At 73.1% G+C, this 23,140-nt stretch carries 20 protein-coding genes and 2 pseudogenes; 12 read left to right on the top strand and 10 right to left on the bottom strand.

Annotation, left to right across the window (positions count from 1 at the left end; all coding sequences use genetic code 11):
* Nucleotides 1-71 precede the first annotated feature (71 nt).
* The 3 genes from ACN6LD_RS03460 (at nt 72) to ACN6LD_RS03450 (ending at nt 3,882) form a co-directional block, all read left to right on the top strand.
* Entirely contained in the window at nt 72-1,151 is a 1,080-nt protein-coding gene (locus ACN6LD_RS03460; protein ID WP_319195471.1) for a thiamine ABC transporter substrate-binding protein, read from the top strand.
* 110 nt (nt 1,152-1,261) lie between these two features.
* The gene (locus tag ACN6LD_RS03455; protein ID WP_445042555.1) at nt 1,262-2,863 is read left to right on the top strand and encodes an ABC transporter permease; all 1,602 of its coding nucleotides are present in this window, start codon (nt 1,262-1,264) and stop codon (nt 2,861-2,863) included.
* On the top strand, nt 2,863-3,882 hold the full coding sequence (locus tag ACN6LD_RS03450) for an ABC transporter ATP-binding protein (protein ID WP_445042496.1): 1,020 nt from the start codon (nt 2,863-2,865) through the stop codon (nt 3,880-3,882). Before ACN6LD_RS03455 ends, ACN6LD_RS03450 begins: the two co-directional genes overlap by 1 nt.
* 243 nt (nt 3,883-4,125) lie before the next feature.
* Here ACN6LD_RS03450 and ACN6LD_RS03445 read toward each other — a convergent pair whose 3' ends face one another.
* From ACN6LD_RS03445 to ACN6LD_RS03415, 7 genes and pseudogenes are all read right to left on the bottom strand, one after another.
* Nucleotides 4,126-4,857 carry an LAETG motif-containing sortase-dependent surface protein gene (locus tag ACN6LD_RS03445; protein WP_319195475.1) on the bottom strand — a complete coding sequence of 244 codons (732 nt, stop codon included), beginning with the start codon at nt 4,855-4,857 and terminating at the stop codon, nt 4,126-4,128.
* Between the two features lie 340 nt (nt 4,858-5,197).
* Nucleotides 5,198-5,617, bottom strand: a complete 420-nt coding sequence (locus ACN6LD_RS03440; protein WP_319195477.1) for a VOC family protein — start codon at nt 5,615-5,617, stop codon at nt 5,198-5,200.
* Nucleotides 5,618-5,727: 110 nt separating this feature from the next.
* Nucleotides 5,728-6,327: pseudogene (locus tag ACN6LD_RS03435) on the bottom strand (hypothetical protein); the annotation flags it as partial.
* Between the two features lie 830 nt (nt 6,328-7,157).
* Nucleotides 7,158-7,782 (bottom strand): annotated as a pseudogene (locus ACN6LD_RS03430) (hypothetical protein); the annotation flags it as partial.
* A complete protein-coding gene (locus ACN6LD_RS03425) occupies nt 7,764-8,507 on the bottom strand; it encodes an ABC transporter ATP-binding protein (protein WP_319196813.1) in 744 nt (247 codons plus the stop codon). The gene ACN6LD_RS03425 and the pseudogene ACN6LD_RS03430, both read right to left, overlap by 19 nt.
* Before the next feature lie 203 nt (nt 8,508-8,710).
* Nucleotides 8,711-10,075: an aspartate aminotransferase family protein gene (locus ACN6LD_RS03420; RefSeq protein WP_319196815.1), complete on the bottom strand. Its 1,365-nt coding sequence runs from the start codon at nt 10,073-10,075 to the stop codon at nt 8,711-8,713.
* 19 nt (nt 10,076-10,094) lie between these two features.
* Entirely contained in the window at nt 10,095-10,613 is a 519-nt protein-coding gene (locus tag ACN6LD_RS03415; protein WP_057580545.1) for an Lrp/AsnC family transcriptional regulator, read from the bottom strand.
* 180 nt (nt 10,614-10,793) lie between these two features.
* Between ACN6LD_RS03415 and ACN6LD_RS03410 the strand changes: the two genes are divergently transcribed.
* From ACN6LD_RS03410 to ACN6LD_RS03380, 7 genes are all read left to right on the top strand, one after another.
* The gene (locus tag ACN6LD_RS03410) at nt 10,794-12,242 is read left to right on the top strand and encodes a gamma-aminobutyraldehyde dehydrogenase (protein ID WP_319196817.1); all 1,449 of its coding nucleotides are present in this window, start codon (nt 10,794-10,796) and stop codon (nt 12,240-12,242) included.
* 271 nt (nt 12,243-12,513) lie between these two features.
* Nucleotides 12,514-12,879 carry a sortase-dependent protein gene (locus tag ACN6LD_RS03405; RefSeq protein ID WP_445042495.1) on the top strand — a complete coding sequence of 122 codons (366 nt, stop codon included), beginning with the start codon at nt 12,514-12,516 and terminating at the stop codon, nt 12,877-12,879.
* Nucleotides 12,876-13,613 carry a class F sortase gene (locus ACN6LD_RS03400; protein WP_319196821.1) on the top strand — a complete coding sequence of 246 codons (738 nt, stop codon included), beginning with the start codon at nt 12,876-12,878 and terminating at the stop codon, nt 13,611-13,613. The genes ACN6LD_RS03405 and ACN6LD_RS03400 overlap by 4 nt, the downstream gene beginning before the upstream one ends.
* Nucleotides 13,610-14,107: an RNA polymerase sigma factor gene (locus tag ACN6LD_RS03395; protein ID WP_319196823.1), complete on the top strand. Its 498-nt coding sequence runs from the start codon at nt 13,610-13,612 to the stop codon at nt 14,105-14,107. Before ACN6LD_RS03400 ends, ACN6LD_RS03395 begins: the two co-directional genes overlap by 4 nt.
* On the top strand, nt 14,091-14,633 hold the full coding sequence (locus ACN6LD_RS03390) for a hypothetical protein (RefSeq protein WP_445042494.1): 543 nt from the start codon (nt 14,091-14,093) through the stop codon (nt 14,631-14,633). The genes ACN6LD_RS03395 and ACN6LD_RS03390 overlap by 17 nt, the downstream gene beginning before the upstream one ends.
* A gap of 69 nt (nt 14,634-14,702) precedes the next feature.
* Nucleotides 14,703-15,224: a hypothetical protein gene (locus ACN6LD_RS03385; protein ID WP_445042493.1), complete on the top strand. Its 522-nt coding sequence runs from the start codon at nt 14,703-14,705 to the stop codon at nt 15,222-15,224.
* A gap of 191 nt (nt 15,225-15,415) precedes the next feature.
* The gene (locus ACN6LD_RS03380; protein WP_445042492.1) at nt 15,416-17,122 is read left to right on the top strand and encodes a sigma-70 family RNA polymerase sigma factor; all 1,707 of its coding nucleotides are present in this window, start codon (nt 15,416-15,418) and stop codon (nt 17,120-17,122) included.
* Nucleotides 17,123-17,266: 144 nt separating this feature from the next.
* Here the strand turns inward: ACN6LD_RS03380 and ACN6LD_RS03375 are convergent, their stop codons facing one another.
* Nucleotides 17,267-17,953, bottom strand: a complete 687-nt coding sequence (locus tag ACN6LD_RS03375; protein WP_319198056.1) for a glycerophosphodiester phosphodiesterase — start codon at nt 17,951-17,953, stop codon at nt 17,267-17,269.
* 163 nt (nt 17,954-18,116) lie between these two features.
* Nucleotides 18,117-19,241, bottom strand: coding sequence for an adenosine deaminase (locus ACN6LD_RS03370; protein WP_445042491.1), 1,125 nt, complete (start codon nt 19,239-19,241; stop codon nt 18,117-18,119).
* 667 nt (nt 19,242-19,908) lie between these two features.
* On the opposite strand from ACN6LD_RS03370, the gene ACN6LD_RS03365 reads away from it, so the two are divergent.
* Entirely contained in the window at nt 19,909-20,757 is an 849-nt protein-coding gene (locus ACN6LD_RS03365) for a DUF4190 domain-containing protein (protein WP_445042490.1), read from the top strand.
* Nucleotides 20,758-20,790: 33 nt separating this feature from the next.
* Here the strand turns inward: ACN6LD_RS03365 and ACN6LD_RS03360 are convergent, their stop codons facing one another.
* Complete coding sequence (locus tag ACN6LD_RS03360; RefSeq protein ID WP_319194986.1) at nt 20,791-21,351, bottom strand: NADAR family protein; 561 nt, start codon at nt 21,349-21,351, stop codon at nt 20,791-20,793.
* Between the two features lie 222 nt (nt 21,352-21,573).
* On the opposite strand from ACN6LD_RS03360, the gene ACN6LD_RS03355 reads away from it, so the two are divergent.
* The gene (locus ACN6LD_RS03355; protein WP_445042489.1) at nt 21,574-23,088 is read left to right on the top strand and encodes a gamma-aminobutyraldehyde dehydrogenase; all 1,515 of its coding nucleotides are present in this window, start codon (nt 21,574-21,576) and stop codon (nt 23,086-23,088) included.
* Nucleotides 23,089-23,140 lie beyond the last annotated feature (52 nt).

Below are 23,140 nucleotides of genomic sequence, written 5' to 3'. Positions count from 1 at the left end.
CTCCCCCCCCCCCCCCCCCCCCCCCCCCGCAGGGCCGCGTCTCTTCCTGGTCCACCCCAGGAGGAAATCCAGTGCAGAACAAGACCTTCGTCGCCGCGGCCGTCGGGCTCGGCATGGTCGCCCTCTCCGCGTGCGGGTCGTCGACGGACGAGAAGGGCACGACGGCGGAATCCAAGACCGTCACCCTCGTCAGCCACGACTCGTGGGCGGTCTCCAAGAGCGTGCTCGCGGACTTCGAGAAGCAGTCCGGCTACCGGGTGAAGGTCCTCAAGGACGGCGACGCGGGGCAGGCCGTCAACAAGGCGATCCTCACCAAGGACCACCCGCAGGGCGACGTCTTCTTCGGCGTCGACAACACCCTTCTCTCGCGCGCGCTCGACAACGGGCTGTTCCAGCCGTACGAGGCGAAGGGGCTGGACCAGGTCGACGCCCGGTACCAGCTGGACGCCGGCAAGCACCGGGTCACGCCCGTCGACTTCGGCGACATCTGCGTCAACTACGACAAGGCGTACTTCACCGAGCACAAGCTGGCGCCGCCGGCCACCTTCGACGACCTGGTGAAGCCCGCGTACAAGGACCTCCTCGTCACCGAGAACGCCTCCACCTCCTCGCCCGGCCTCGGGTTCGTGCTCGGCACGGCCGCGCAGTACGGCGACGCGGGCTGGGAGGGCTACTGGAAGAAGCTCAAGGCGAACGGGGTGAAGGTGGTCGACGGCTGGGACCAGGCCTACAACGAGGAGTTCTCCGGGTCCGCGGGCGGCAGGAAGGCGAAGGCGGACCGTCCGCTCGTCGTCTCCTACGCCTCCTCGCCGCCCGCCGAGGTGGTCTTCGGCGACCCCAAGCCGGCCACCGCACCCACCGGCGTCGCGACCGGCACCTGCTTCCGGCAGGTCGAGTTCGCCGGGCTGTTGAGCAACGCGGCCGACGCCAAGGGCGGCAAGGCGCTGATCGACTTCCTGATCAGCAAGAAGTTCCAGCAGGACATGCCGCTCAACATGTTCGTCTACCCGGTGGTGAAGGGTGCGGCCGTGCCCGCCGAGTTCACGCAGTACGGGCCGGCCGCCGAGCACCCCGAGACCATGGACCCGGCGAAGATCGCCGACCGTCGCGACCAGTGGGTCAAGTCGTGGACCTCGCTCGTACTGAAGTAGCCCCGGCCGAGGAAGCCAAGGGACGTCCGGGACGCCAGGGAGCTCCGGGAGGCGGGGGCGCCGAGAGCGCCCGCGGCGCCCGGGGGAGCGCGGCGGTGCGGATCGGTCTCATGGCCGTGCCCGTCGCGTTCTTCGCGCTCTTCTTCGCCTACCCGGTCGCCGCGATCGTCGCCCGGGGGCTGGACGTCGACGGCTCCTGGCGGTTCGGACGGGTGTGGGACGTGCTCGCGCAGTCCGACATCCGGCACGTCCTGTGGTTCACCCTCTGGCAGGCGCTGGCCTCCACCGCGCTCACCCTGCTGGTCGCGCTGCCCGCCGCCTATGTCTTCGCACGGCTCGACTTCCCCGGGAAGCAGGTGCTGAGGGCCGTCGTCACCGTGCCGTTCGTGCTGCCGACGGTCGTCGTCGGCACGGCGTTCCTGGCGCTGGTCGGCCGGGGCGGGCTGCTCGACGAGCTGTGGGGCGTACGGCTGGACACCACGGTGTGGGCGATCCTGCTGGCGCACGTGTTCTTCAACTACGCGGTCGTCGTGCGGACGGTGGGCGGGCTGTGGGCGCAGCTGGACCCCCGGCAGGAGGAGGCGGCGAGGACGCTGGGCGCGTCCCGTCTGCGGGCGTGGCGCACGGTCACCCTGCCGGCGCTCGGGCCCGCCGTCGCCGCTGCCGCGCTGATGGTGTTCCTCTTCACCTTCACCTCGTTCGGCGTGGTGCAGATCCTCGGCGGCCCCACCTTCTCCACCCTCGAGGTGGAGATCTACCGGCAGACCTCCGAGGTCTTCGACCTGTCGACGGCCGCCGTCCTCACGATCGTCCAGTTCGCCGCCGTGGGCGCGATCCTCGCGGTGCACGCCTGGACGGTGCGGCGGCGGGAGACCGCGCTGCGGCTGGTCGACGCGGCCGGCACGGCGCGCCGGCCGCGCGGGTCGGGGCAGTGGGCGTTGCTGGCCGGGGTGCTCGCCACGATCGGCGTGCTGCTGGTGCTGCCGCTCGCGGTGCTGGTGCAACGTTCGTTCGACGCGTCCGACTTCGCCTATTACCGTGCGCTGACCAGCGACGAGGGCAACGTCTTCCTCGTCCCGCCGATCGACGCGATCGGCAACTCGCTGGAGTACGCCGTCGTCGCGACCGCCGTCGCCGTGTTCGTCGGCGGGCTCGCCGCGGCCGCGCTGGCCCGACGGGACGCCGGACGGCTGGTACGCGGCTTCGACGCCCTGCTGATGCTGCCGCTGGGCGTCTCCGCGGTGACCGTCGGCTTCGGCTTCCTGATCGCGCTGGACGAGCCTCCGCTGGACCTGCGGACCAGCTGGATCCTCGTCCCGCTCGCGCAGGCGCTGGTCGGCGTCCCCTTCGTCGTGCGGACCATGCTGCCGGTGCTGCGGGCGGTGGACGAGCGGCTGCGAGAGGCGGCCGCCGTGCTGGGCGCGTCCCCGTGGCGGGTCTGGCGGGAGGTGGACCTGCCGTTGGTGCGGCGGGCGCTGCTCGTCGCGGCCGGGTTCGCCTTCGCGGTGTCGCTGGGGGAGTTCGGGGCGACCGTGTTCATCGCGCGGCCCGACAACCCGACCCTGCCGGTCGCCGTGGCGCGGCTGCTCGGCCGGGCCGGAGAGCTCAACTACGGCCAGGCGATGGCCCTTTCGACGATTCTGATGGTGGTGTGCGCGGTGGCGCTGCTGGTGCTGGAGCGACTGCGGACCGACCGGACGGGGGAGTTCTGATGCTGCTGGAGCTGGAACGCGCGACCGTGCGGTTCGGCGGGCACGCCGTCCTCGACGAGGTCGATCTCGCGGTCGCCGAGCACGAGGTGGTGTGTGTGCTCGGGCCCAGCGGCAGCGGGAAGTCGACGCTGCTGCGGGCGGTGGCCGGACTCCAGCCGCTCGACGTCGGACGGGTGTCGCTGGACGGCCGTGACCAGGCCGGAACGCCCGCGCACCAGCGGGAGATCGGGCTGATGTTCCAGGACCACCAGCTGTTCCCGCAGCGGGACGTCGCCGGCAACGTGGCCTTCGGGCTGCGTATGCGCGGCATGCCGAAGGGCCGACGGGGCGACCGGGTGCGGGAGTTGCTCGAGCTGGTCGGGCTGCCGGGGGCGGGGGGCCGCGCCGTGGCCGCGCTCTCCGGCGGTGAGCAGCAGCGGGTCGCGCTGGCCCGGGCGCTCGCTCCGCGACCCCGGCTGCTGATGCTCGACGAGCCGCTCGGGCAGCTCGACCGGTCACTGCGCGAGCGCCTCGTCGTGGAACTGCGGGAGCTGTTCGGCCGGTTGGGCACGACCGTGCTCGCGGTCACGCACGACCAGGGTGAGGCGTTCGCGCTCGCCGACCGGGTCGTGGTGATGCGGGACGGCCGGATCGCCCAGTCGGGCACGCCCCTCGAGGTGTGGCAGCGGCCGGCGGACGCGTTCGTGGCCCGCTTCCTCGGCTTCGACAACGTGGTGGCGGCGACCGTCACGGGCGAGGCGGCGGTCACGCCGTGGGGGAAGGTGCCGGTGCCGGCCGGGTCGGGTCAGGGGTTGCGCACGCTGCTCGTGCGGCCCTCCGGCGTCCTCCTGGCCGGCGCGGACGAGGGGCTGCGCTGCACGGTCGCCGCGCGCACCTTCCGCGGCACCCATGTGGCCCTGCGCCTGCGGCCGGAGGACGCGCCGACGCTCGAGGCGGCGTGCGCGCTGCGGGACGCACCCGGGGTCGGCGACGCCGTGGGAGTCTCCTTCGACCCGGCGGAAATCGTGGTCCTGGACTGATCCGCCGCCGTGCGACGGTCGTCCGACACGGCCCGCTCGCCTCCGGCCTGTGCACCTTCCACCGCCGGCTGCCGTAGGACAGCCGCGGGTCGGAGGCCCCCGGCGAGCGGGAGGCGCGCCGGAGTTCCGGCCGGAGAGGACCCCGTTCGGCCGAGGGGAGCGGGAGGACGGGCCGTCGCAGAACATGCGGGCGGCCCGCCCCGGTGAGGCGTCGGGCCGCGTATCGCCGTGTCCGTCGTGCGGTCAGCGGTGGCTGGACCCGCGGCGACGCATTCCGAAGAACACCGCGCCACCGCCGACGACGACCAGGGCGGCCGCGACGCCGACGATCAGGCCGGTGTTGGAACTGGCGCCGGTCTCGGCGAGGTTGGACTCCTGGACGGCGGCCGAGGGCGCGTTGCCCGCGGAGGGCGCGCCGCCGGGCGCGGAGCCGTCGCTCGTCGAGTCGGACGGCGACGGCAGGGCGGTGGCCGTCTCGGCCGGCGGCGTGGTGGTGCCCGACGGCGTCGAGGAAGGCGTCGAGGACGGGGTGCCGGTCGGCGTGGAGGTGTCGGCCGCGCACGCCTTGGCCGGCGTGGTCAGGTTCTCGCCGGGGTTGATGTCGCTGTCGACCAGGAGCTTCTCGCCCTTGACGGCCTTGACGTGGATCCGGTAGATCGCGCCCGGCTCCCAGTCCTCGGCGAAGGAGACGGTGACGCCCTTCTTCGAGCCCTTGACGGTCTGTTCCGCGCCGACCTGCCGGAAGTCGGCGCCGTTGTTCTCGAGGAAGACGGTGATGACGGCCGGGACGCCGGAAGGGTCCTTGTCGGTGACGGTGATGACGCCCTTGGCGCCGTCGCAGGCGGCGGCGGCGGAGAAGTCGCCTATCTCGCAGGCCAGCGCGGTGCCCGAGGCGCTGAGGGCGAGGGCGGAGGCGGCGGCGGTGACACCGAGCATGCGCACCGAACGGGCGACGATACGGCGGGAAAGGGACACGTTTGTCCTTTACGGGAAGCGCAACTGCGGGGGGTGGAGGGGGAGATGGCGCCCCCGGTGAGCCGAGTGCGTCACCATCCCCAGCAGACCCACAGGTCTATAAGCGTTTCATAAGAAGTGTCAATCCGGGGAGTCCTCCGGGCGGTTGACTTTGCCCTCTTATTAACCACCGAGACGTTTCGGCGCCTCCCGGACCTCCTCGATCCGGTCAACCGGGGTGAAACGGGACGCTGTCGTCCGCTCCCGGCGAGTGGCCGCAGGAGCGGCCGGGCGGGTGGCGTCGGATGCACCCGCCCCTGCCGGGCGCCGGCGTGCGGGCCCGGGCAGTGCTCCGCGGCGGTCAGCCCTGCACGGCCGACGGGTCCATCCACACGATCTCCCAGGTGTGGCCGTCGAGGTCGTCGAAGGAACGGCCGTACATGAAGCCCATGTCCTGGGTCTGGCCGCTGGGGGAGCCGCCGAGGGCGAGCGCGCGGTCCACCAGCTCGTCGACCTTCTCGCGGCTCTCCGCGCTCAGCGCGATCAGGACCTCGCTGGTCGTCGAGGCGTCCGCGATCTCCTTCTTGGTGAAGGTCGAGTAGAACGGCTTGGTGAGCAGCATCGCGACGATCGTGTCGCTGATCACCACGGAGGCCGCGTTGTCGTCGCTGAACTGCGGGTTGATCCCGTAACCGAGCTCCGTGAAGAACTTCTTCGACGCGTCGAGGTCGTTCACGGGCAGGTTCACGAAGATCATCTGCTGGTAGGCCGGGGTGGTCATCGCGCTCTCCCAAGGGGTTCGTGTCGTTCAGATGTGCCGTTCGGTGGGATAGACCGGGGGGTCGCCGCGAACTCATCGGGGGTTCGGCAGATTTTTTTTCGGACGGTGTCTCAGCGGGCCAGCGGGAGAGCCGCCAGTTCGGCCACGACCAGGGTGAGCGGGACGAAGAGCGCCAGCAGGGCGCCGGCGCGCAGTGCCGCGGCGCTGCGCAGGGTCTTGGTCGGCGCGCCGAGGCGCAGCAGGGCGGCGGTGGTGTCGGCGCGGGCCTGCCTCGCCTCGACGGCCGACGTCAGGAGCGTCGCGACGGTGCAGCCCGCCACGACCAGCGCGCCCAGTGTGGACAGCGGGCCGAAGGACGGGTCGGTCGGGTCGTACAGCGCGGCCATCGTGTACGCGCCCGAGGCCACCGCGCAGACCACCCCCAGCGGACGGCCGATCCTGGACGCCTCCTGCATCAGCCCGCGGCCCGCGAGGAGGCGCAGGGCGCCGGGACGGGCCGACTGCAGCAGACGGCCGCACAGGTGGGTGAGGCCCGGGCCGGCGAGGGCGAGACCCACGACGGTGAGGGTCCAGCCGAGGAACACTGCGGCGGGGCCCTCGGGCAGACCGCCGGGCAGGGGGAGCCCGCCGCCGTCGGCGGTCCGGCTCGCGTACCCCTCCACCGCCAGTCCGGCGGCGAGCAGTGCCGCGCCCCAGGGGAGGGCCGTGGGGTCGGGGGCCGGGGGGTTCTGCGGGGCGTGGAACCCCGGGCCGGCCGGGTCCCCCGCGTGGTCGCCGTCCGCCGGGGGAGGCGGTTCGCTGCTCGAGCCCTGCGGCGCGACGTCCGCCGTGGCGTGCCGAGCAGCCGTACGACGACCCTCCCCGGCCGGGTGATCCTCGGCCGCCGGGCCGGGGAGGCCGTCGGCATGCCGTCCGTTCGCATGCCGTCCGTTCGGGGACCGGTCGCTTCGGCCGTCGGCGGCCTTCGCGCCCGTGCCGTTCGCCGGGTGCGCGTCCGGGCCGTCGGGAAGGGCGAGTCGTCCGGTCGCCGTCCGGGCGGTTCGGGCGACGGCGGCCGGGACGGTGCGGCGGAGTGCGTCCATGGGGCCGCCGTCGGACTGCCGGGAGGCTCGCGGCTCCGCGGCCCCGGCGTCGTCGCCGCCCGTCGACCGGGTCCCCCGGGCGTCCGTGGCCTCGGCGCCCGCCTCGGAAGCGGTCCGGCCGTCGGGTTCGGCGCGGCCGTCGGGTGTGCGGCGGGTCCGGTCGTCCCGCGCCTGGCCGGTGCGGTCCTCGGCGGTCGCGGCCCCGTGCTCGCGGTGCTCGCGGCGGGCGGCGTTCCGAATGGCACGCTCGCGCGCATCCGGGCCGTGGGGGCCGTCCGGGCCGTCCGCCGTCCGAGCGGTGTCGCCGACCCGGGCTCCGGCGTCCTGGCCGTCGGCGGTCAGGTCGGCGCCGATGTGGTCGGCGCGATCGTCCTGGCGCCGGCCGTCGGCCGCCCGAGCGCCGGCCCCGGGCGATCCGTCGGGGGACTGCGGGGACGGACGGGAGGCGCGGGACGCCGCCGTGCGGTTGGCGCCGTATCTGCCGTACGCGCCGAACGTCTCGCCCGGGCCCTTCGTGCCGGGTGCGCCGAAGCGGCCGAGCAGTCTCGGGGTCGCCCGGGCCGCCACGCGCGCGTCCCTCGGGCGCAGCATCAGCGCCACCGTCACGGACGATGCGACGGGGACCAGCGAGAGGAGGGTCAGCGCGGCCGGCAGGGGCAGCGGCCGGCTCGCCGCCAGGAAGTCGCTCGCCGCCCCGTCGAACGGCATGCCCGTGAGGTCGCCGCGCAGGTGGAGGAAGAGCAGCAGCGCCAGCATCGAGCCGAGCAGCGTCGACAGGGCCGTCGTCGTCGCCGAGACGACCATCAGACGGGTCGGCCCGAGGCCGATCGCCGCCAGCCCGGGGCGCGGGCGGGTCCCGGGGTCCGTGCGGGCGACCGCCCTGGCGAAGTACACCGTGGCGGCCAGCGGCGCCGTGCACCAGGCGAGCCGGAGCGCGGCGGACGCCGGCGCCTCGGGGTGGGTGAGCGCGTGGCCGAGGGTGCTCAGCAGGAGGAAGCCGGTGCCCGCCGAGGCCGCCGCCACCAGGAGCCGGCGGAGCTGGACGGCGGGGTGGGCGCTGCGGGTCAGACGGAGAGCGAGCACGCGGCTTCCCGGCCTTCCGGCTCCGTGACGGGCGGCAGATGGACGGTGTTCACCCGGCGCCCGTCCAGCAGGGCGACCGTGCGGTCCGCGAGCGCCGCGGTCTGCGGGTCGTGGGTGGCGAGCACCACGGTGATGCCGTGCGAGCGGGCCGCCGAGGTCAGGGTGCGCAGGACGTGGGCGCGGTCCGCCCGGTGGAGCGGCGCGGTGGGCTCGTCCGCGAAGAGGACCGAGGGGGCCGGGGCGAGGGCCCGGGTGATGCAGACCCGCTGCCGCTCGGCCTGGGTGAGTTCGTGCGGGCGCAGCCGGGAGCGGTCGCCGATGTCCAGGCGTTCCAGCCATTCGAGCGCGGCGGCCTTGGCCCGCCGGCGGCTGGTGCCGCGCAGCATGAGGGGCAGGGCGGCGTTCTCCCAGACGTTCAGCTCGGGGACGAGGAGGGGGACCGGGTCGATCCAGCCGAAGCGGTCCCGGCGCAGCCGTTCGCGGGCCGAGGGGCCCATCGTGTGGACGGGGACGCTGTTGAACCAGACCTCGCCGCGCCGGGCGGAGGCGAGGCCGGACAGACAGCGCAGCAGAGTCGTCTTGCCGCTGCCGCGGGGCCCGCTGACGGCGAGGATCTCGCCCTCCCGCACACCCATCGAGACCCCGGCCAGCCCGGGGGAGCCGTCGGGGTGCGTGAAGTGCAGGGAGCGTGCCCAGAGCACGTCGTTGTCCGGCGGAGCCTCCATGGGCGTACACCTCGGTTCAGATCTGTGGTTCCCGTGCCGATCCCCCGAGCGGGGGAACGAAGGCAGGGCCGATCGGTCACTGGCACGCTAGGCAGGCGGTGGCGGGAGGCCGGACAGCACACGGCCCCGGACTGCCGTTTCCCACTCGAACGGCAGACACCGGGGCCGGTGTTGATCAGCTGATCAGGCTGACGTCACGGACGTCACAGCTTCGTCCACGCCTCCGTCAGCGTGGCGCGCAGGATCTGCTCGATCTCGTCGAACGTCCCCTGGTCGGAGATCAGCGGCGGGGCGAGCTGGACGACCGGGTCGCCGCGGTCGTCCGCACGGCAGTACAGGCCGTTCTCGAACAGGGCCTTCGAGAGGTAGCCGTAGAGGACGCGCTCGGTCTCCTCCTCGTCGAAGGACTCCTTGGTGACCTTGTCCTTCACGAGCTCGATGCCGTAGAAGAAGCCGTTGCCGCGGACGTCGCCGACGATCGGCAGGTCGTGCAGCTTCTGCAGCGTGGACAGGAACGCGCCCTCGTTGTCGAGGACGTGCTGGTTCAGGCCCTCGCGCTCGAACAGGTCCAGGTTGGCCAGTCCCACCGCGGCCGAGACCGGGTGGCCGCCGAAGGTGTAGCCGTGCAGGAAGGTGTTGTCGCCCTTGTAGAACGGCTCGGCCAGCCGGTCGCTGACGATGCAGGCGCCGATCGGGGAGTAGCCCGACGTCATGCCCTTGGCGCAGGTGATCATGTCCGGGACGTAGCCGAACTTGTCGCAGCCGAACATCGTGCCGAGGCGGCCGAAGGCGCAGATGACCTCGTCCGAGACGAGCAGCACGTCGTACTGGTCGCAGATCTCGCGCACCCGTCGGAAGTAGCCGGGCGGCGGCGGGAAACAGCCGCCGGCGTTCTGCACGGGCTCCAGGAAGACGGCCGCGACCGTGTCCGGGCCCTCGAAGAGGATCTGCTGCTCGATCTGGTCGGCGGCCCAGCGGCCGAAGGCCTCGGGGTCCTCGCCGTGGATCGGGGCGCGGTAGATGTTGGTGTTCGGCACCTTGTGCGCGCCCGGGACGAGCGGCTCGAAGGGGGCCTTGAGGGCGGGCAGGCCGGTGATGGACAGGGCGCCCTGCGGGGTGCCGTGGTAGGCGACCGCCCGCGAGATGACCTTGTACTTGGTCGGCTTGCCGGTCAGCTTGAAGTACTGCTTGGCGAGCTTCCAGGCGGTCTCCACGGCCTCGCCGCCGCCGGTGGTGAAGAAGACCTTGTTGAGGTCGCCCGGCGCGTGGTCGGCCAGACGCTCCGCGAGTTCCACGGCCTTGGGGTGGGCGTAGGACCACACCGGGAAGAACGCCAGTTCCTGGGCCTGCTTGAAGGCCGCCTCGGCGAGCTCCACGCGCCCGTGGCCGGCCTGCACCACGAACAGTCCGGCGAGGCCGTCGAGGTAGCGCTTGCCCTTGTCGTCGTAGATGTAGGCGCCCTCGCCCCGGACGATGGTCGGGACCGGCGAGTTCTCGTACGAGGACATGCGGGTGAAGTGCATCCACAGGTGGTCGTACGCGGTGCGGCTGAGGTCCTTGGTGCTCACGGTTATCGGGTCCTCACGGTTATCGGGTTCCCCACATGTAGGTCTGCTTCTTCAGCTTCAGGTAGACGAAGCTCTCGGTGGAGCGCACGCCGGGCAGGGCCCGGATGCGTTTGTTGATGACGTCCAGCAGGTGGTCGTCGTCCTCGCAGACGATCTCGGCGAGGACGTCGAACGAGCCCGCGGTCATCACCACGTACTCGACCTCGGACATGTCGGTGAGCGCTTCCGCGATGGACTCCACGTCGCCCTCGACGTTGATCCCGACCATCGCCTGCCGCCGGAAGCCCACGGTGAGCGGGTCGGTGACGGCGACGATCTGCATCACGCCCTGGTCGAGCAGCTTCTGGACGCGCTGGCGCACGGCGGCCTCGGACAGGCCGACGGCCTTGCCGATCGCGGCGTACGGCCGACGGCCGTCCTCCTGGAGCTGCTCGATGATGGCGAGGCTGACCGCATCCAGGTGAGGGGTGCTGCCGTTCCTGGACTCGCGGGAGTCCCTGTGCTCTGCGCTTCGACTGGCCACGACGTCACTGTGCACGACAGCTTGACAGTTCCGCAAGGTCGAGGCGATGAAATTCGTTGTTTACGTGACTGAGATCTGCGGATTCCGCAGCCATCACGCGATCGGGGGTGTTGAAAACGCGGGCGGGCGGATTAGGGTGGGTGTCTCAGTACATGGACACCCCCAGCAGTCAGAAACCGATCAGGAGGCCCGGCAGTGAGCACCGAGCTGCGTCCGATGCGCAAACTACGGAATTACATCGCCGGTGAGTTCCGGGACGCCGCCGACGGACGGACCACCGAGGTGGTCAACCCGGCGACGGGCGAGGCGTACGCGACCGCACCGCTGTCCGGCCGGGCGGACGTCGACGCCGCGATGGCCGCCGCCGCCGAGGCGTTCCCTGGCTGGCGCGACACGACGCCCGCCGAGCGCCAGAAGGCCCTGCTGAAGATCGCGGACGCCTTCGAGGAGCGGGCCGAGGAGCTCATCGCGGCCGAGGTGGAGAACACGGGCAAGCCCGTCGGGCTCACCCGCTCCGAGGAGATCCCGCCCATGGTCGACCAGATCCGCTTCTTCGCGGGTGCGGCCCGGATGCTCGAGGGGCGCTCGGCCGGCGAGTACATGGACGGGATGACCTCGATCGTGCGCCGGGAGCCGGTCGGCGTCTGCGCGCAGGTCGCGCCGTGGAACTACCCGATGATGATGGCCGTGTGGAAGTTCGCGCCGGCGATCGCCGCGGGCAACACGGTGGTCCTGAAGCCCTCGGACACCACCCCGGCCTCCACCGTCCTGATCGCCGACATCGTCGGATCGATCCTTCCCAAGGGCGTCTTCAACGTCGTCACCGGCGACCGGGACACCGGCCGGCTGATGGTGGAGCACCCCACCCCGGCCATGGCCTCCATCACCGGTTCGGTACGCGCGGGCATGTCGGTCGCCGAGTCGGCGTCCAGGGACCTCAAGCGCGTCCACCTGGAGCTCGGCGGCAAGGCGCCGGTCGTGGTCTTCGAGGACACCGACATCGCCAAGGCCGTCGAGGACATCTCCGTGGCTGGCTACTTCAACGCCGGCCAGGACTGCACGGCCGCCACGCGCGTCCTCGTCCAGGAGTCCATCCACGACGAGTTCGTGGCCGCGCTCGCGAAGGCCGCGTCCGAGACGAAGACCGGGCAGCCGGACGACGAGGACGTGCTGTACGGCCCGCTGAACAACCCCGACCAGCTCAAGCAGGTGTCCGGCTTCATCGAGCGGCTGCCCGCGCACGCCAAGGTCGAGGCGGGCGGCAAGCAGGTCGGCGACAAGGGCTACTTCTACGCCGCGACCGTGGTGTCCGGGCTGAAGCAGGACGACGAGATCATCCAGAACGAGGTCTTCGGGCCGGTCATCACCGTCCAGTCCTTCACCGACGAGGAGCAGGCGGTGGAGTGGGCCAACGGCGTCGACTACGCCCTCGCCTCCTCGGTGTGGACCAAGGACCACGGCCGCGCGATGCGGATGTCCAAGAAGCTCGACTTCGGCTGTGTGTGGATCAACACCCACATCCCGCTGGTCGCCGAGATGCCGCACGGCGGCTTCAAGAAGTCCGGCTACGGCAAGGACCTCTCGGGCTACGGCTTCGACGACTACACGCGCATCAAGCACGTCATGACGTCCCTGGACGCGTAGCGCTCGCGGGCAGGCCGGATGCTGCGGGCGGCCGGTCGCGCGCGGGTGAGCTGTGGCGCCGGTCGCACAGCTCCGCACGGCCCTTGGGGAGTTCGGCCCCCGGTCCTCGTGGCCGGGGGCCGTTCGCCGTCCACGTGGCGGTCGGTGGCCGGCAGGGTGTCCGGCCCCGACTTTTCTGCTTTGCCATCTCTTTACAACCCGGTCCCGGGCTGTCTCGTCTCTTCGTCCGATCCGTCAACGGACCGATGAAAGAGAGCGATTCATGCGACTCATGTCCCGAACGGGCTTGGCCGGCCTGGCAGTTGCGGGTGCCGCCCTGCTGGCGGGCGCAACGCCCGCACTCGCCGACTCGAGGACGCCGACCCCGGCGCCCAGCACTGTCGGGCGGAACGTCTCCTCGACCCCGGCCCCGGCCGACGCCTCCGCCATGCCGACCACCGCTCCCGCCGAGTCCGGCAGGACGCCGTCGGCCGTGCCGAGCCAGGTCGGCGTGGTGCCCAGGGGAGGGGCCGGGACCGGTGTCGCCGAGCCTTCGTCCGAGGGCCACGGCGCACTGATCGGCGGCGCGGCCGCGGCGTCCGCGGCGGCCGGCGTGGTCTTCCACGTCGTACGCCGCCGGAGGGCGTCCGGCGCATGAGCCCGCTCTCCAGGCGCGCCGCGGCCCTGACGGCGCTGGCGGTGCTGCTGCTCACGGGCTGCGCCGGCGGCTCGACGGCCGGGTCCGATCCGGGCGCCTCCGCGGCCGCCTCGGGCCCTGCCGCCTCCTCGTCCTCCCCGGCCTCCTCGGCTCCCTCCGCGGCCGCCGGGCGGGCGGTGCGTCCGCTCGCCCGCTCGGCGCCGGTCGGGCTGCGGATCGCGGCCATCGGGGTCGACACCCCGGTCATGCGGCTGGGACTGGCCGCGGACGGCAGCGTCCAGGTGCCTCCCGTCGAGGAACACGACCGGGCGGGTTGGTACGAGCATTCGCCGACTCCGGGGCAGACGGGGCCGTCGGTGATCCTCGGTCATCTCACGGTCGGCCGCTACGGCGACGGCGTCTTCCGCCGCCTGGGCCGGCTGCGCTCCGGCGACCGGATCGCGGCGCGTCTGGAGAACGGCACGACGGCCGAGTTCGCCGTCACCGAGGTGCGGACCGTCGACAAGGCGCGCTTTCCGACGCAGGACGTCTACGGGAACGTGGACCGCCCCGAACTGCGTCTCATCACGTGCGGCGGCCCCCGCAGCGGCGACGGATACCGCGACAACGTGATCGTCTTCGCCGTTGCGAGCGCCGGGGCGAGTCCGGGTTCGGGCGCGGGGTCGGGCGCGGGTTCGAGCACCGGGACGGACGTCGCGTCGAGCGGCTCGAGCAGTTCTGCGGGAGAACGTTGAAACGGTCACGCTCGCGCGACAGGGCGGCGTCCGAGCTGTTCGCCGCCCTCTATCCACGCCTGGCCGGCTGGTGCCGCCGTCTCGTCGACGACGACGAGACGGCGCACGAGATCGCGTCGGAGGCGTTCACCCGGCTGTGGGCCCGCTGGACGTCGGTGGCGGAGCCCCAGGGCTTCCTGTTCGTCACCGCCGCCAACCTGGTCCGCGATCACTGGCGCAAGCTCGAGCGGGAACGCCGGGCCGTCCGCCGCGCCACCGCCGAGGCCGCGATCGCCCCCTCCGCCGAACCGGCCGACCCCTCGGTGCGGATGCTCGTGCAGTCCCTGCCCGACCGGCTGCGCGTCCCGATCCTGCTGCACTACTACGCTGACATGCCGATCCGGGAGGTGTCCGCGCTGACCGGGCGCAAGGAAGGGACCGTCAAGGCCGACCTGCACGCGGCCCGCGAACTGCTCCGCGCCCACCTGAGGAGAAGCCTTGATCACGCCCGTTGACGACTTCGACGACGGCCGTCCTGACCTCGCTCCCGACGACCCCCTCGCCGTCGTCCTGCGGCCCGCCTCCGGTCGTCTCGCGCCGCCCGCCGGCAGTTACGAGCGGATCCGCCGCGGCGCGCGCCGCCGCCGGACCCTGCGTGCCGCGGCCGCGGCCGGCGCCACCTGCGCCGTCGCCGCGCTCGCCGTCCTGCTGCCGCTGCGCCCGGCGACGTCCGGGACGCAGCCGCCCGCGATCCCGCTCGCGCCGCCCCCGGCGAGCGGCCCGGCGACCGTGCCCGCTCCTTCGGCCCCGACGAGCCCGGTCGCCGAGGGCCCTACCGAGGGGGTGACCGCGACCCGGCCGCCGGACGCCCGGGCCTCGACTGTTCCCACCGACACCGCTGCCTCCACCGGCGGCCGCAGCCCTGACCGGTCGCCGTCGCCTTCGCCGTCGTCGTCGCAGGCCGGGGTCCGGCCCGCTCCGGCGGAGACGGAGACGGGTGAACGGTCCGTCAGGCCGTCCGCCGTGGCCACGCGCCGGTGACGCCGGTACGCGTGGCGCCGTCCACGGGACATGTTTTGAACATGTTCAATTTCGGCGTACGCTGCCGTCATGAGCGACAGAGCCGCCCTGGTGATGGGCATTCGTGTCTGGCTGGCCCTCTTCGTCGTCTGTCTGGTGCTCAGCGGCGTCACAGCCTTCCCGCTCGTCCATGAACTGCGCTGGACGGAGGAGTTGCTGCGCGCGCTGTCCGTGCCGGAGCGGCTGCCCGGCGCGATGGAGTGGATCGAGCGCGTCCGGCGCGGCCTCGACACCGCCGACGCCGACTACCCGTTCCTCCTCTACGGCACGGACTGGCTGGCCTTCGCGCACCTCGTGATCGCCGTCGCCTTCTACGGCCCCTACCGCGACCCGGTCCGCAACGTCTGGGTGGTGGAGTTCGCGATGATCGCCTGCGCCGGGATCGTCCCGCTCGCGCTGATCTGTGGACCGATCCGGGGCATCCCCCTCTGGTGGAGCGTGATCGACATGTCCTTCGGCGTGTTCGGGGTCGTCCCGTTGTACATCGTGCGCAGGAAGATCCTGCGGCTGGCGGAGATCGTCCCGAACCCCTGGACCGCGCCCGCGGTGTGAGCGCCGCGGCCCGGAGAAGAGGAGGAACGGGGGAGCGGAGAAGCGGAGAGAAGGGGGAGCCGAGAGGGGCGGGGAGCGGCGGGGAGCCGGGAAGGCCGCGAAAAGTGTTATCCCCCGGCCGCCGATGTCGTCACCTCAGGTGTGATCTCCGACATTGCCGACCACGGGGGCCCGGCTGAGAGGGTGCGGGCATGAGGACGTACGTCGACGCCGAAGCCGGGGGGCACTGGCGCGCCACTGTCGCGGCGGCCCAGGCCGGCGACCGGGACGCGCTGGACGAACTGGTGGCGGGCTGGCTGCCGCTCGTCTACAACGTCGTCGGCCGGGCCCTCAACGGCCACGCCGACGTGGACGACGTCGTCCAGGAGACCATGCTGCGGGCCGTCGGCAACCTCGGTTCGCTGCGCGACCCCGACAGCTTCCGCTCCTGGCTGGTGGCCATCGCCATGCGTCAGGTGTGTGACCGGGCCCGCCGCAGGACCGCCGCCCGTCTCGATGAGAGCACGACCGTCGACGGGACCGCCGACTTCGCCGAGCTCACCGTTCTGCGCCTGCAGTTGGAAGGGCAGCGGCGGGAGGTCGCGGAGGCGGTGCGCTGGCTGGACGACGAGGACCGGCAGCTGCTGTCCCTGTGGTGGCTGGAGGTCGCGGGCGAGCTCACCAGGCGCGAGCTGGCCGAGGCCGTCGGCATCAGCCGGCAGCACGCGGCCGTGCGCGTGCAGCGGGTCAAGGAGCGGCTGGAGGTCTCACGGGGCATCGTGCGCGCCCTCGACGGCGCCTGCCTGGGCCTGCGCGAGCTGACCGCCCGCTGGACCGGCAGCCCCGACTCCGTCTGGCGCAAGCGGCTGGCCCGGCACATCCGCGGCTGCCGCTCCTGCGACGGAGCCTACGAGTCCGTCGTGCCGGCGGAACGGCTGCTCGTGGGGATCGCCCTGGTGCCCGTCCCGGCCGGATTCGCGATCTCCCTGGCACTCGGCGGCAAGACGGCCGCTGCGGTCGCCGGCACCGCCTCCGCCGGCTGGTCCGCGAAGGTGCTGACCGCGCTGACCAAGCCGGCCGTCGCGGTCACGGCCGGCGCGACGCTCGCCGCGGGCGGCGCGTACGTCGTCGTGCACACCCCCGAGGACCCGCCGGGACGCGCTGCCGTCGCGCCGACTGCGGCCGCCGTGCCCGCCGCACCCGCCGCGCCCACCGCCTCCACGTCGGGCGAGGCCGCCCCCTCCGAGCCGCCGTCACCGTCCCCCTCGCCGTCGAAGAGCGTGAAGAGGGCGGCCCGGTACGGAAGCGTCGTCGACGTCGTCGACCGCGCGCCCGACCCGGACGCCCCGCCCGGCGCCCTGCCGGAGCGGCCCGCGTCCGGCGTCACCAGCAGCGGCGGCGCCCACGCCACCATGAACCACCGCGGGGACAGCGTGACGCTCAGCGGGCAGGGCTATGTCCTCGTGCGCTGGCAGATATCGCCCCAGTACCGGTCAGGCGCCCTGGTCATGCCGAGCTGGACCGGCCTCAGGGGCAGGCTCTTCCACGTCGCCTCCGGCGGCGGACGCCGGATGGACGACCCCGTCGGCACGGACGGCTCGGCCACCGGCATGGGCGACAGGGCCACCGGCTACACCGTCCTGCCGGCGGGCGCCCAGCAGATGTGGCAGAACGAGTACTTCTACCTCACGGGCACCGTCACGCTCACCGTGAACGAGCGGGGCGCCGACTACGGCCTCAACGTCTTCCCGACGACCTGGGACGCCGTGGAGCAGGACGTCACGAGCGGACCCGGCCAGGGCGCGCGGCGCTACGGGCTGGTCCGTGACACCGGGGGCGACGACACACCGGTCCCGCAGTACGTGACCCGGGAGACCCCGGCCGACCCGGCGACCGTGCCGCAGCGTTCCCGCGTGTGACTGCGGCGCACCGCGGCTGACGGCAGCTCCCGCGTCCGGAGCGGCGCGTCGGGCCGTGTCGGACGCCGGCGTCCCCGGTCCGCTGCCGGCGTCCGGTGTCCCGTGTCCGGTGTCCCGTGTCCGGTGTCAGACGGCCCGAGGGGCTCAGCCCTCCTTGCGCAGCGCGGTCAGGAGGTCGACGCGGTTCGTGGTGATCGAGTCGACGCCCAGGCCGATGAGCCGGCGCAGGGAGCGGCGGGTGTCGGGGGTCCAGACGGAGAGCAGACGGCCGTCCCGGTGGACGCGCGCGGCGAGCTCCCGGTCCACCAGGGAGAAGCGGTAGTTGAGCCAGCGCGGCCGCACCGCCGCGAGCAGCGCCGGACGCGGGGGCGCCAGGCTCGTGCAGGTGAGCGCGATCTCGGCGGCCGGGTCGGCGGCGCGCACGGCGAGCATCGCGACGGGGCCCGCGCAGTAGTACACCCGGTCCGCCGCCCCGGCCTCGCGCACGGCGTCGACGATCCGCCGTGCCGCGCCCACCTCCCGGGTCCCGGGCAGGTCGAGCATCAGCCGGCTGCCCTCGGTCGCCGCGAGGGCCTCCGCGAGCGTCGGCACCGCGCCGGCCGTCAGCCCGCGCACCTCGGCCGCGGACAACGAGGCCAGCGGACGGTCGTGCGCCCACAGCCGCTTCAAGGTCGCGTCGTGCAGCAGCACGGGCACGCCGTCCCTGGTGAGCCGTACGTCGCACTCCACGGCGTCCGCGCCCAGGTCGAGCGCGGAACGCAGTGAAGGGATCGTGTTCTCACGGAGACGGTAGGGGTCGCCGCGGTGGGCCACGGCGGTCACGTTCTGCATGGGCCCATTGTGTCCGGACCCGGAGACGGACCCGGATGGGACCCGGACCCGGACCCGGATGGGACCCGGACCCGGACCCGGACCCGGATCGGACCCGGATCGGATGGGACCCGGACCCGGACCCGGGCCGGACCCGGCGTGGGCATGGGATCGGGAGCTCAGGTCAGGGGGCGAGCCACCCGGTGGTGTACGCGTCGATCTCGGTCCGCAGTCGGGCCTTGCCGGCCTCGTCCAGGAAGGCCGCCTCGACCGCGTTCTGCGCGAGATCGGCGACGCCACGCTCGTCGAGGCCGAGGAGCCGGGCGGCGACCGCGTACTCGTTGTTCAGGTCGGTGCCGAACATGGGCGGGTCGTCGGAGTTGACGGTGACCAGGACGCCGGCCTGCACGAACTCCTTGATCGGGTGCTCGTCGAGGGTGCGGACCGCACGCGTGGCGATGTTCGACGTCGGGCACACCTCCAGGGCGATGCGGTGTTCGGCGAGGTGCGCGAGCAGCTTCTCGTCCTGTGCGGAGCTGGTGCCGTGGCCGATGCGCTCGGCACGCAGATGCGTCAGCGCGTCCCACACCGTCTGCGGGCCGGTGGTCTCGCCGGCGTGCGGCGCCGACCGCAGCCCGGCGGCGATCGCCCGGTCGAAGTACGGCTTGAACTGCGGGCGTTCCACACCGACCTCGGGCCCGCCGAGCCCGAAGGAGACCAGCCCCTCCGGGCGGATCCGGTCGTCGGTGGCGAGCCGTGCCGTCTCCTCGGCCGCCTCGAGACCCGCCTCGCCGGGGATGTCGAAGCACCAGCGCAGCACGGTCCCGAACTCCGCCTCGGCCGCCTTGCGAGCATCCTCGATGGCGTCCATGAAGGCGCGTTCGTCGATGCCGCGCCGGGTCGAGGAGAACGGGGTGACGGTCAGCTCGGCGTACCGCACCCGCTGACGGGCCAGGTCCCGGGCGACCTCGTAGGTGAGCAGCCGGACGTCCTCCGGGGTGCGGATGAGATCCACGACGGACAGATAGACCTCGATGAAGTGGGCGAAGTCCGTGAAGGTGAAGTAGTCGGCGAGGGCCTCGGGGTCGGTGGGCACCTTGGAGTCGGGGTGCCGGGCGGCCAGCTCGGAGACGATGCGGGGGGACGCGGAGCCGACGTGGTGGACGTGCAGCTCGGCCTTGGGCAGCCCGGCGATGAAGGCGTGCAGGTCGCGGGCGCCGGCCGCAGCAGCCGCGGTGGGGCCGGCGGGCACGCCGGGGACCGGGGAGCCGGGGGCGGCTGCTGAGGGTGCGTCGAGGCGGTCGGTCATGGGGTCCTCCCCGGGACGGCGCCCCGGGCCCAGCGGGCCGGACGGGACGCGGGTGATCGGCTGATCGATGAGTCCCGATCATCGTAGGCGGAGGCGCGGTGGCGCGGTGGCGCGGTGGTGCGGAGGCGCGGAGGCGCGGAGGCACGGAGGCGCGGAGGTGGGGTGGCGCGGAGGCGCGGTGGTGGGGTGGCGCGGCGGCACGGAGGCACGGAAGCGCAGAGGTGGGGTGGCGCGGTGGCGCAGAGGTGGGGTGGCGCGGTGGCGCGGTGGTGGGGTGGCGCGGCGGCACGGAGGCGCGGAGGCGCAGAGGTGGGGTGGTGCGGAGGCGCGGTGGTGGGGAGGTGCGGAGGCGCGGAGGCGCAGAGGTGGGGTGGTGCGGAGGCGCGGTGGTGGGGAGGTGCGGAGGCGCGGTGGTGGGGTGGTGCGGCGGCGCGGCGGCGCGGAGGCCCTGCGGCGGGGGAGAGGCCGAGCCGCGGTGGCGCGGGAGCGCGAAAGCGCGGTGGCGCGGCGGTGGAGGGGGGCCGTCGGTCTTGCGCGGGGTGCGGCCCGCTGCCGTTCTCGATGGCCGCGGGCCGTAGCATGACGGAACGTACGCAGGGCGGAACGGCGTACGGATGACGGAACGCAGAGCCACCGCCCGTCGAGGGGCGACAAGGGGGATCCACGCATGTCCGACGACGCGCCGACTCCGGCCGGTGACGCCGCCCGCGACCCGTGGCCCGCACCCGCCTCCGACGCGACGGACGGACCGCGGGACGCGCAGCCCGGGACGACGCCCCGGGTGCCGTTGGACAAGGCCGCCCCGGCCGGCGGTGCTCCGGGCGCAGCCTCCCCGCCCGCCCCGAGCCCGTGGGCGGCGCCCGGCGGCGCGGCGCAGAGCGGCCCCGGCCACACCGTCGCCGCGAACCAACCGCCGGCCCCCGGCGCCGGCCCCGCGGCGCAGGACCGGGCGCCGGCCTCCGTCCACGACCAGCGGACGATGACCTCGCTGCCCGGCGTGACGCCGCAGCCCTGGGCCGATCCCTTCGGGAGCCCGCAGCCGGGCGGCACGCTCGGCGGCTTTCCGCCGCCGGACCCCGCCACGGCCGCGGGCGGGCCGCCCCCCGGGCACTTTGCCCCTCCGGCCCACGGCGGGCCGGTCCCCCCGCCGCCCATCGCCCCCGACGGGCCCGGGCAGATCCCGTACGGATACGCCGGCGGCTATGGCTATCCGTCCCCACCGCACTACGGCGGTGCGCCCGGGCTCTACGGCTGGGGCGGCGCCGGTGCAGGGGACAACAACGGCACAGGCGTGGCCGGACTGGTCCTGGGGATCCTGGCCGCGGTCGTTTTCTGTCTGTGGCCGCTGGCCATCGTCTTCGGCATCCTCGGCGTCGTGTTCGGCGCGATCGGGCGCGGAAAGGCCCGCCGGGGTGAGGCCTCGAACCCGGGTCAGGCGCTGGCCGGCATCATCTGCGGCGCGGTGGGCCTGGTGCTGGCGATCGGCGTGGGCGTCCTGACGTTCGTGGCCCCCTAGAACCGAACCGTCCCCGCCCCGCCCCCGGGCGCCTCAGGCGTCTGTGAGCAGCCGCTCCCTGGCCTGCATCAGTGCGAAGCCCAGCAGGTTCAGGCCGCGCCACCGCTCGGGGTTCATCGCCGCCTCGTCGTCCGCTGTCAGGCCGATGCCCCACACGCGGTCCATCGGGCTCGCCTCGACCAGCACCCTCGAGCGGGTGCCCAGCAGGAACGAGCTCAGCGCGGGGTCCGAGGCGAACTTGTGGACGCTGCCCTCGACGACGATCCGGAACCGCTCGCGCTCCCACGCTGTGTCGTCGAAGCCGCGGACCAGCCGCCCCTCCTTCTTCGCCTCGGCGGGCGACCGGGCGGCCAGCACCCGCTCCTCGGCCTCCGGGTCCGCGAAGAGCCGCGCTTTCGCGGCCATCATCCAGTGCTCCGCCGTCGCGTAGGCGACCTTGTCGACCACGAACGGTGACGGCCACCACTGGCTGAGGCAGCTCGCGCCGATCCGTCCGTCCGGCCGCGGACGGTGGCCCCAGAAGTGCAGGTACTTGATCCCGGCCCCCGCCCGGACGGCCCTGACCAGGGACTCCCGGCTGTCGATCGTCTCCATGCAGCAGAGGATGGCACGTGCCACTGACAGAGCGTCCTGCCTTTTCCGTCGCGACTCGACACCTGGTCGACCCCTCGCCGACAGATTCCGTCGCGTAACCAAAAGGCAACAACGGAATCACTTGTTGGAGTGCCTTTGCTCTGTCAGGATCGGCAATCAAATCAGGCTGGAGCTACGCCACCCGCCCCCGCGCACAGCGGGGCGAAGGCGGAGGAGAGCGACATGCAGGACCGGTTCCCCGCACAGCAGCTGTTCGCGGAAGGCGCCCAGTACATCGACGGCCGCCTCGCCCGCGGCGAGTCGGGGCACGCCCACGCCGTGATCGACCCCGCCACCGGTGAGGAGGTCTGCACCTACGACCTGGCGGGCACGGACACCGTCGACGCGGCCGTCGCCGCGGCCCGCGCCGCGTTTCCCGGCTGGGCGGGCGCCACGCCCGGCAAGCGTTCCGACGCCCTGCACCGTTTCGCCGCGGTCCTCGCCGACCGCGCCGACGACTTCGCCCGCGCCGAGTCCCTGCAGTGCGGCAAGCCGCTGAAGCTGACCCGGGAGTTCGACGTCCCGGGGACGATCGACAACACCTCGTTCTTCGCCGGCGCCGCCCGGCATCTCGCGGGCCAGTCCGCCGGCGAGTACTCCGGCGACCACACCTCGTACGTCCGCCGGGAACCCATCGGCGTCGTCGGCTCCGTCGCGCCCTGGAACTACCCCCTCCAGATGGCGGCCTGGAAGATCCTCCCGGCGATCGCCGCGGGCAACACGATCGTGCTCAAGCCCGCCGAGCTCACCCCGCTCACCTCGCTGATGTTCGCCCGAGCGGCGTCGGAGGCCGGGATTCCCGACGGTGTGATCAACATCGTCAACGGGACCGGACGGGAGGCGGGCGAGCACCTGGTCGGCCACCCCGACGTCGTCATGACCTCCTTCACCGGCTCCACCGCCGTCGGCAGGCGGGTCGCCGAGATCGCCACCGCGACCGTCAAGCGACTCCACCTCGAGCTCGGCGGCAAGGCGCCCTTCGTCGTCTTCGAGGACGCCGACCTGGAGGCCGCCGTCCACGGCGCGGTCGCCGGCTCGCTCATCAACACCGGGCAGGACTGCACGGCCGCCACGCGCGCGTACGTGCAACGGCCTCTTTACGAGGCCTTCATCGAGCGGACGGCCGCGCTGATGGAGACCGTGCGGGTAGGGGACCCGTTCGCCGCGGGCACGGACCTCGGCCCGCTCGTGTCGCACGCGCAGCGCGACCGGGTCGCCGCCTTCGTCGACCGGGCGCGCGGCTACGCGCGCGTGGTGACGGGCGGCGAGGCGCCCCAGGGCGACCTCAAGAACGGCGCCTACTATCTGCCCACCCTGATCGCGGACGCCGCCCAGGACAGCGAGGCCGTCCAGTCGGAGATCTTCGGTCCGGTGCTGGTCGTCCTGCCGTTCGACACCGACGACGAGGGCGTCCGGCTCGCCAACGACACCCCCTACGGGCTCGCGGCCTCCGCGTGGACCCGGGACGTCTTCCGGGCGAACCGCGCCACACGAGAGATCAAGGCCGGGTGCGTGTGGATCAACGACCACATCCCGATCATCAGCGAGATGCCGCACGGCGGTTACAAGGCGTCCGGCTTCGGCAAGGACATGTCAGCGTATTCGTTCGAGGAATACACCCAGGTAAAGCACGTTATGTTCGATAACACGGCGGTGGCCCGCAAGCCCTGGCACCGCACGGTCTTCGGGGACTCATAAGCGACGACGAACGGCCGCGGACCACGGCCTGACCTCCCGAAAGGGCACCACG

The organism is Streptomyces sp. SAS_272 (assembly GCF_052543235.1).
This window is presented reverse-complemented; position numbering and strand designations above follow the sequence as displayed.

Excerpts from the sequence above, each read along its gene's own strand:
- ACN6LD_RS03455 (WP_445042555.1), top strand. The coding sequence starts at position 1,262 with ATGGCCGTGCCCGTCGCGTTCTTCGCGCTCTTCTTCGCCTACCCGGTC.
- ACN6LD_RS03380 (WP_445042492.1), top strand. The coding sequence starts at position 15,416 with ATGAGGACGTACGTCGACGCCGAAGCCGGGGGGCACTGGCGCGCCACT.
- ACN6LD_RS03375 (WP_319198056.1), bottom strand. The coding sequence starts at position 17,953 with ATGCAGAACGTGACCGCCGTGGCCCACCGCGGCGACCCCTACCGTCTC.
- ACN6LD_RS03385 (WP_445042493.1), top strand. The coding sequence starts at position 14,703 with ATGAGCGACAGAGCCGCCCTGGTGATGGGCATTCGTGTCTGGCTGGCC.
- ACN6LD_RS03450 (WP_445042496.1), top strand. The coding sequence starts at position 2,863 with ATGCTGCTGGAGCTGGAACGCGCGACCGTGCGGTTCGGCGGGCACGCC.
- ACN6LD_RS03440 (WP_319195477.1), bottom strand. The coding sequence starts at position 5,617 with ATGACCACCCCGGCCTACCAGCAGATGATCTTCGTGAACCTGCCCGTG.
- ACN6LD_RS03355 (WP_445042489.1), top strand. The coding sequence starts at position 21,574 with ATGCAGGACCGGTTCCCCGCACAGCAGCTGTTCGCGGAAGGCGCCCAG.
- ACN6LD_RS03400 (WP_319196821.1), top strand. The coding sequence starts at position 12,876 with ATGAGCCCGCTCTCCAGGCGCGCCGCGGCCCTGACGGCGCTGGCGGTG.
- ACN6LD_RS03370 (WP_445042491.1), bottom strand. The coding sequence starts at position 19,241 with ATGACCGACCGCCTCGACGCACCCTCAGCAGCCGCCCCCGGCTCCCCG.
- ACN6LD_RS03425 (WP_319196813.1), bottom strand. The coding sequence starts at position 8,507 with ATGGAGGCTCCGCCGGACAACGACGTGCTCTGGGCACGCTCCCTGCAC.
- ACN6LD_RS03360 (WP_319194986.1), bottom strand. The coding sequence starts at position 21,351 with ATGGAGACGATCGACAGCCGGGAGTCCCTGGTCAGGGCCGTCCGGGCG.
- ACN6LD_RS03405 (WP_445042495.1), top strand. The coding sequence starts at position 12,514 with ATGTCCCGAACGGGCTTGGCCGGCCTGGCAGTTGCGGGTGCCGCCCTG.
- ACN6LD_RS03365 (WP_445042490.1), top strand. The coding sequence starts at position 19,909 with ATGTCCGACGACGCGCCGACTCCGGCCGGTGACGCCGCCCGCGACCCG.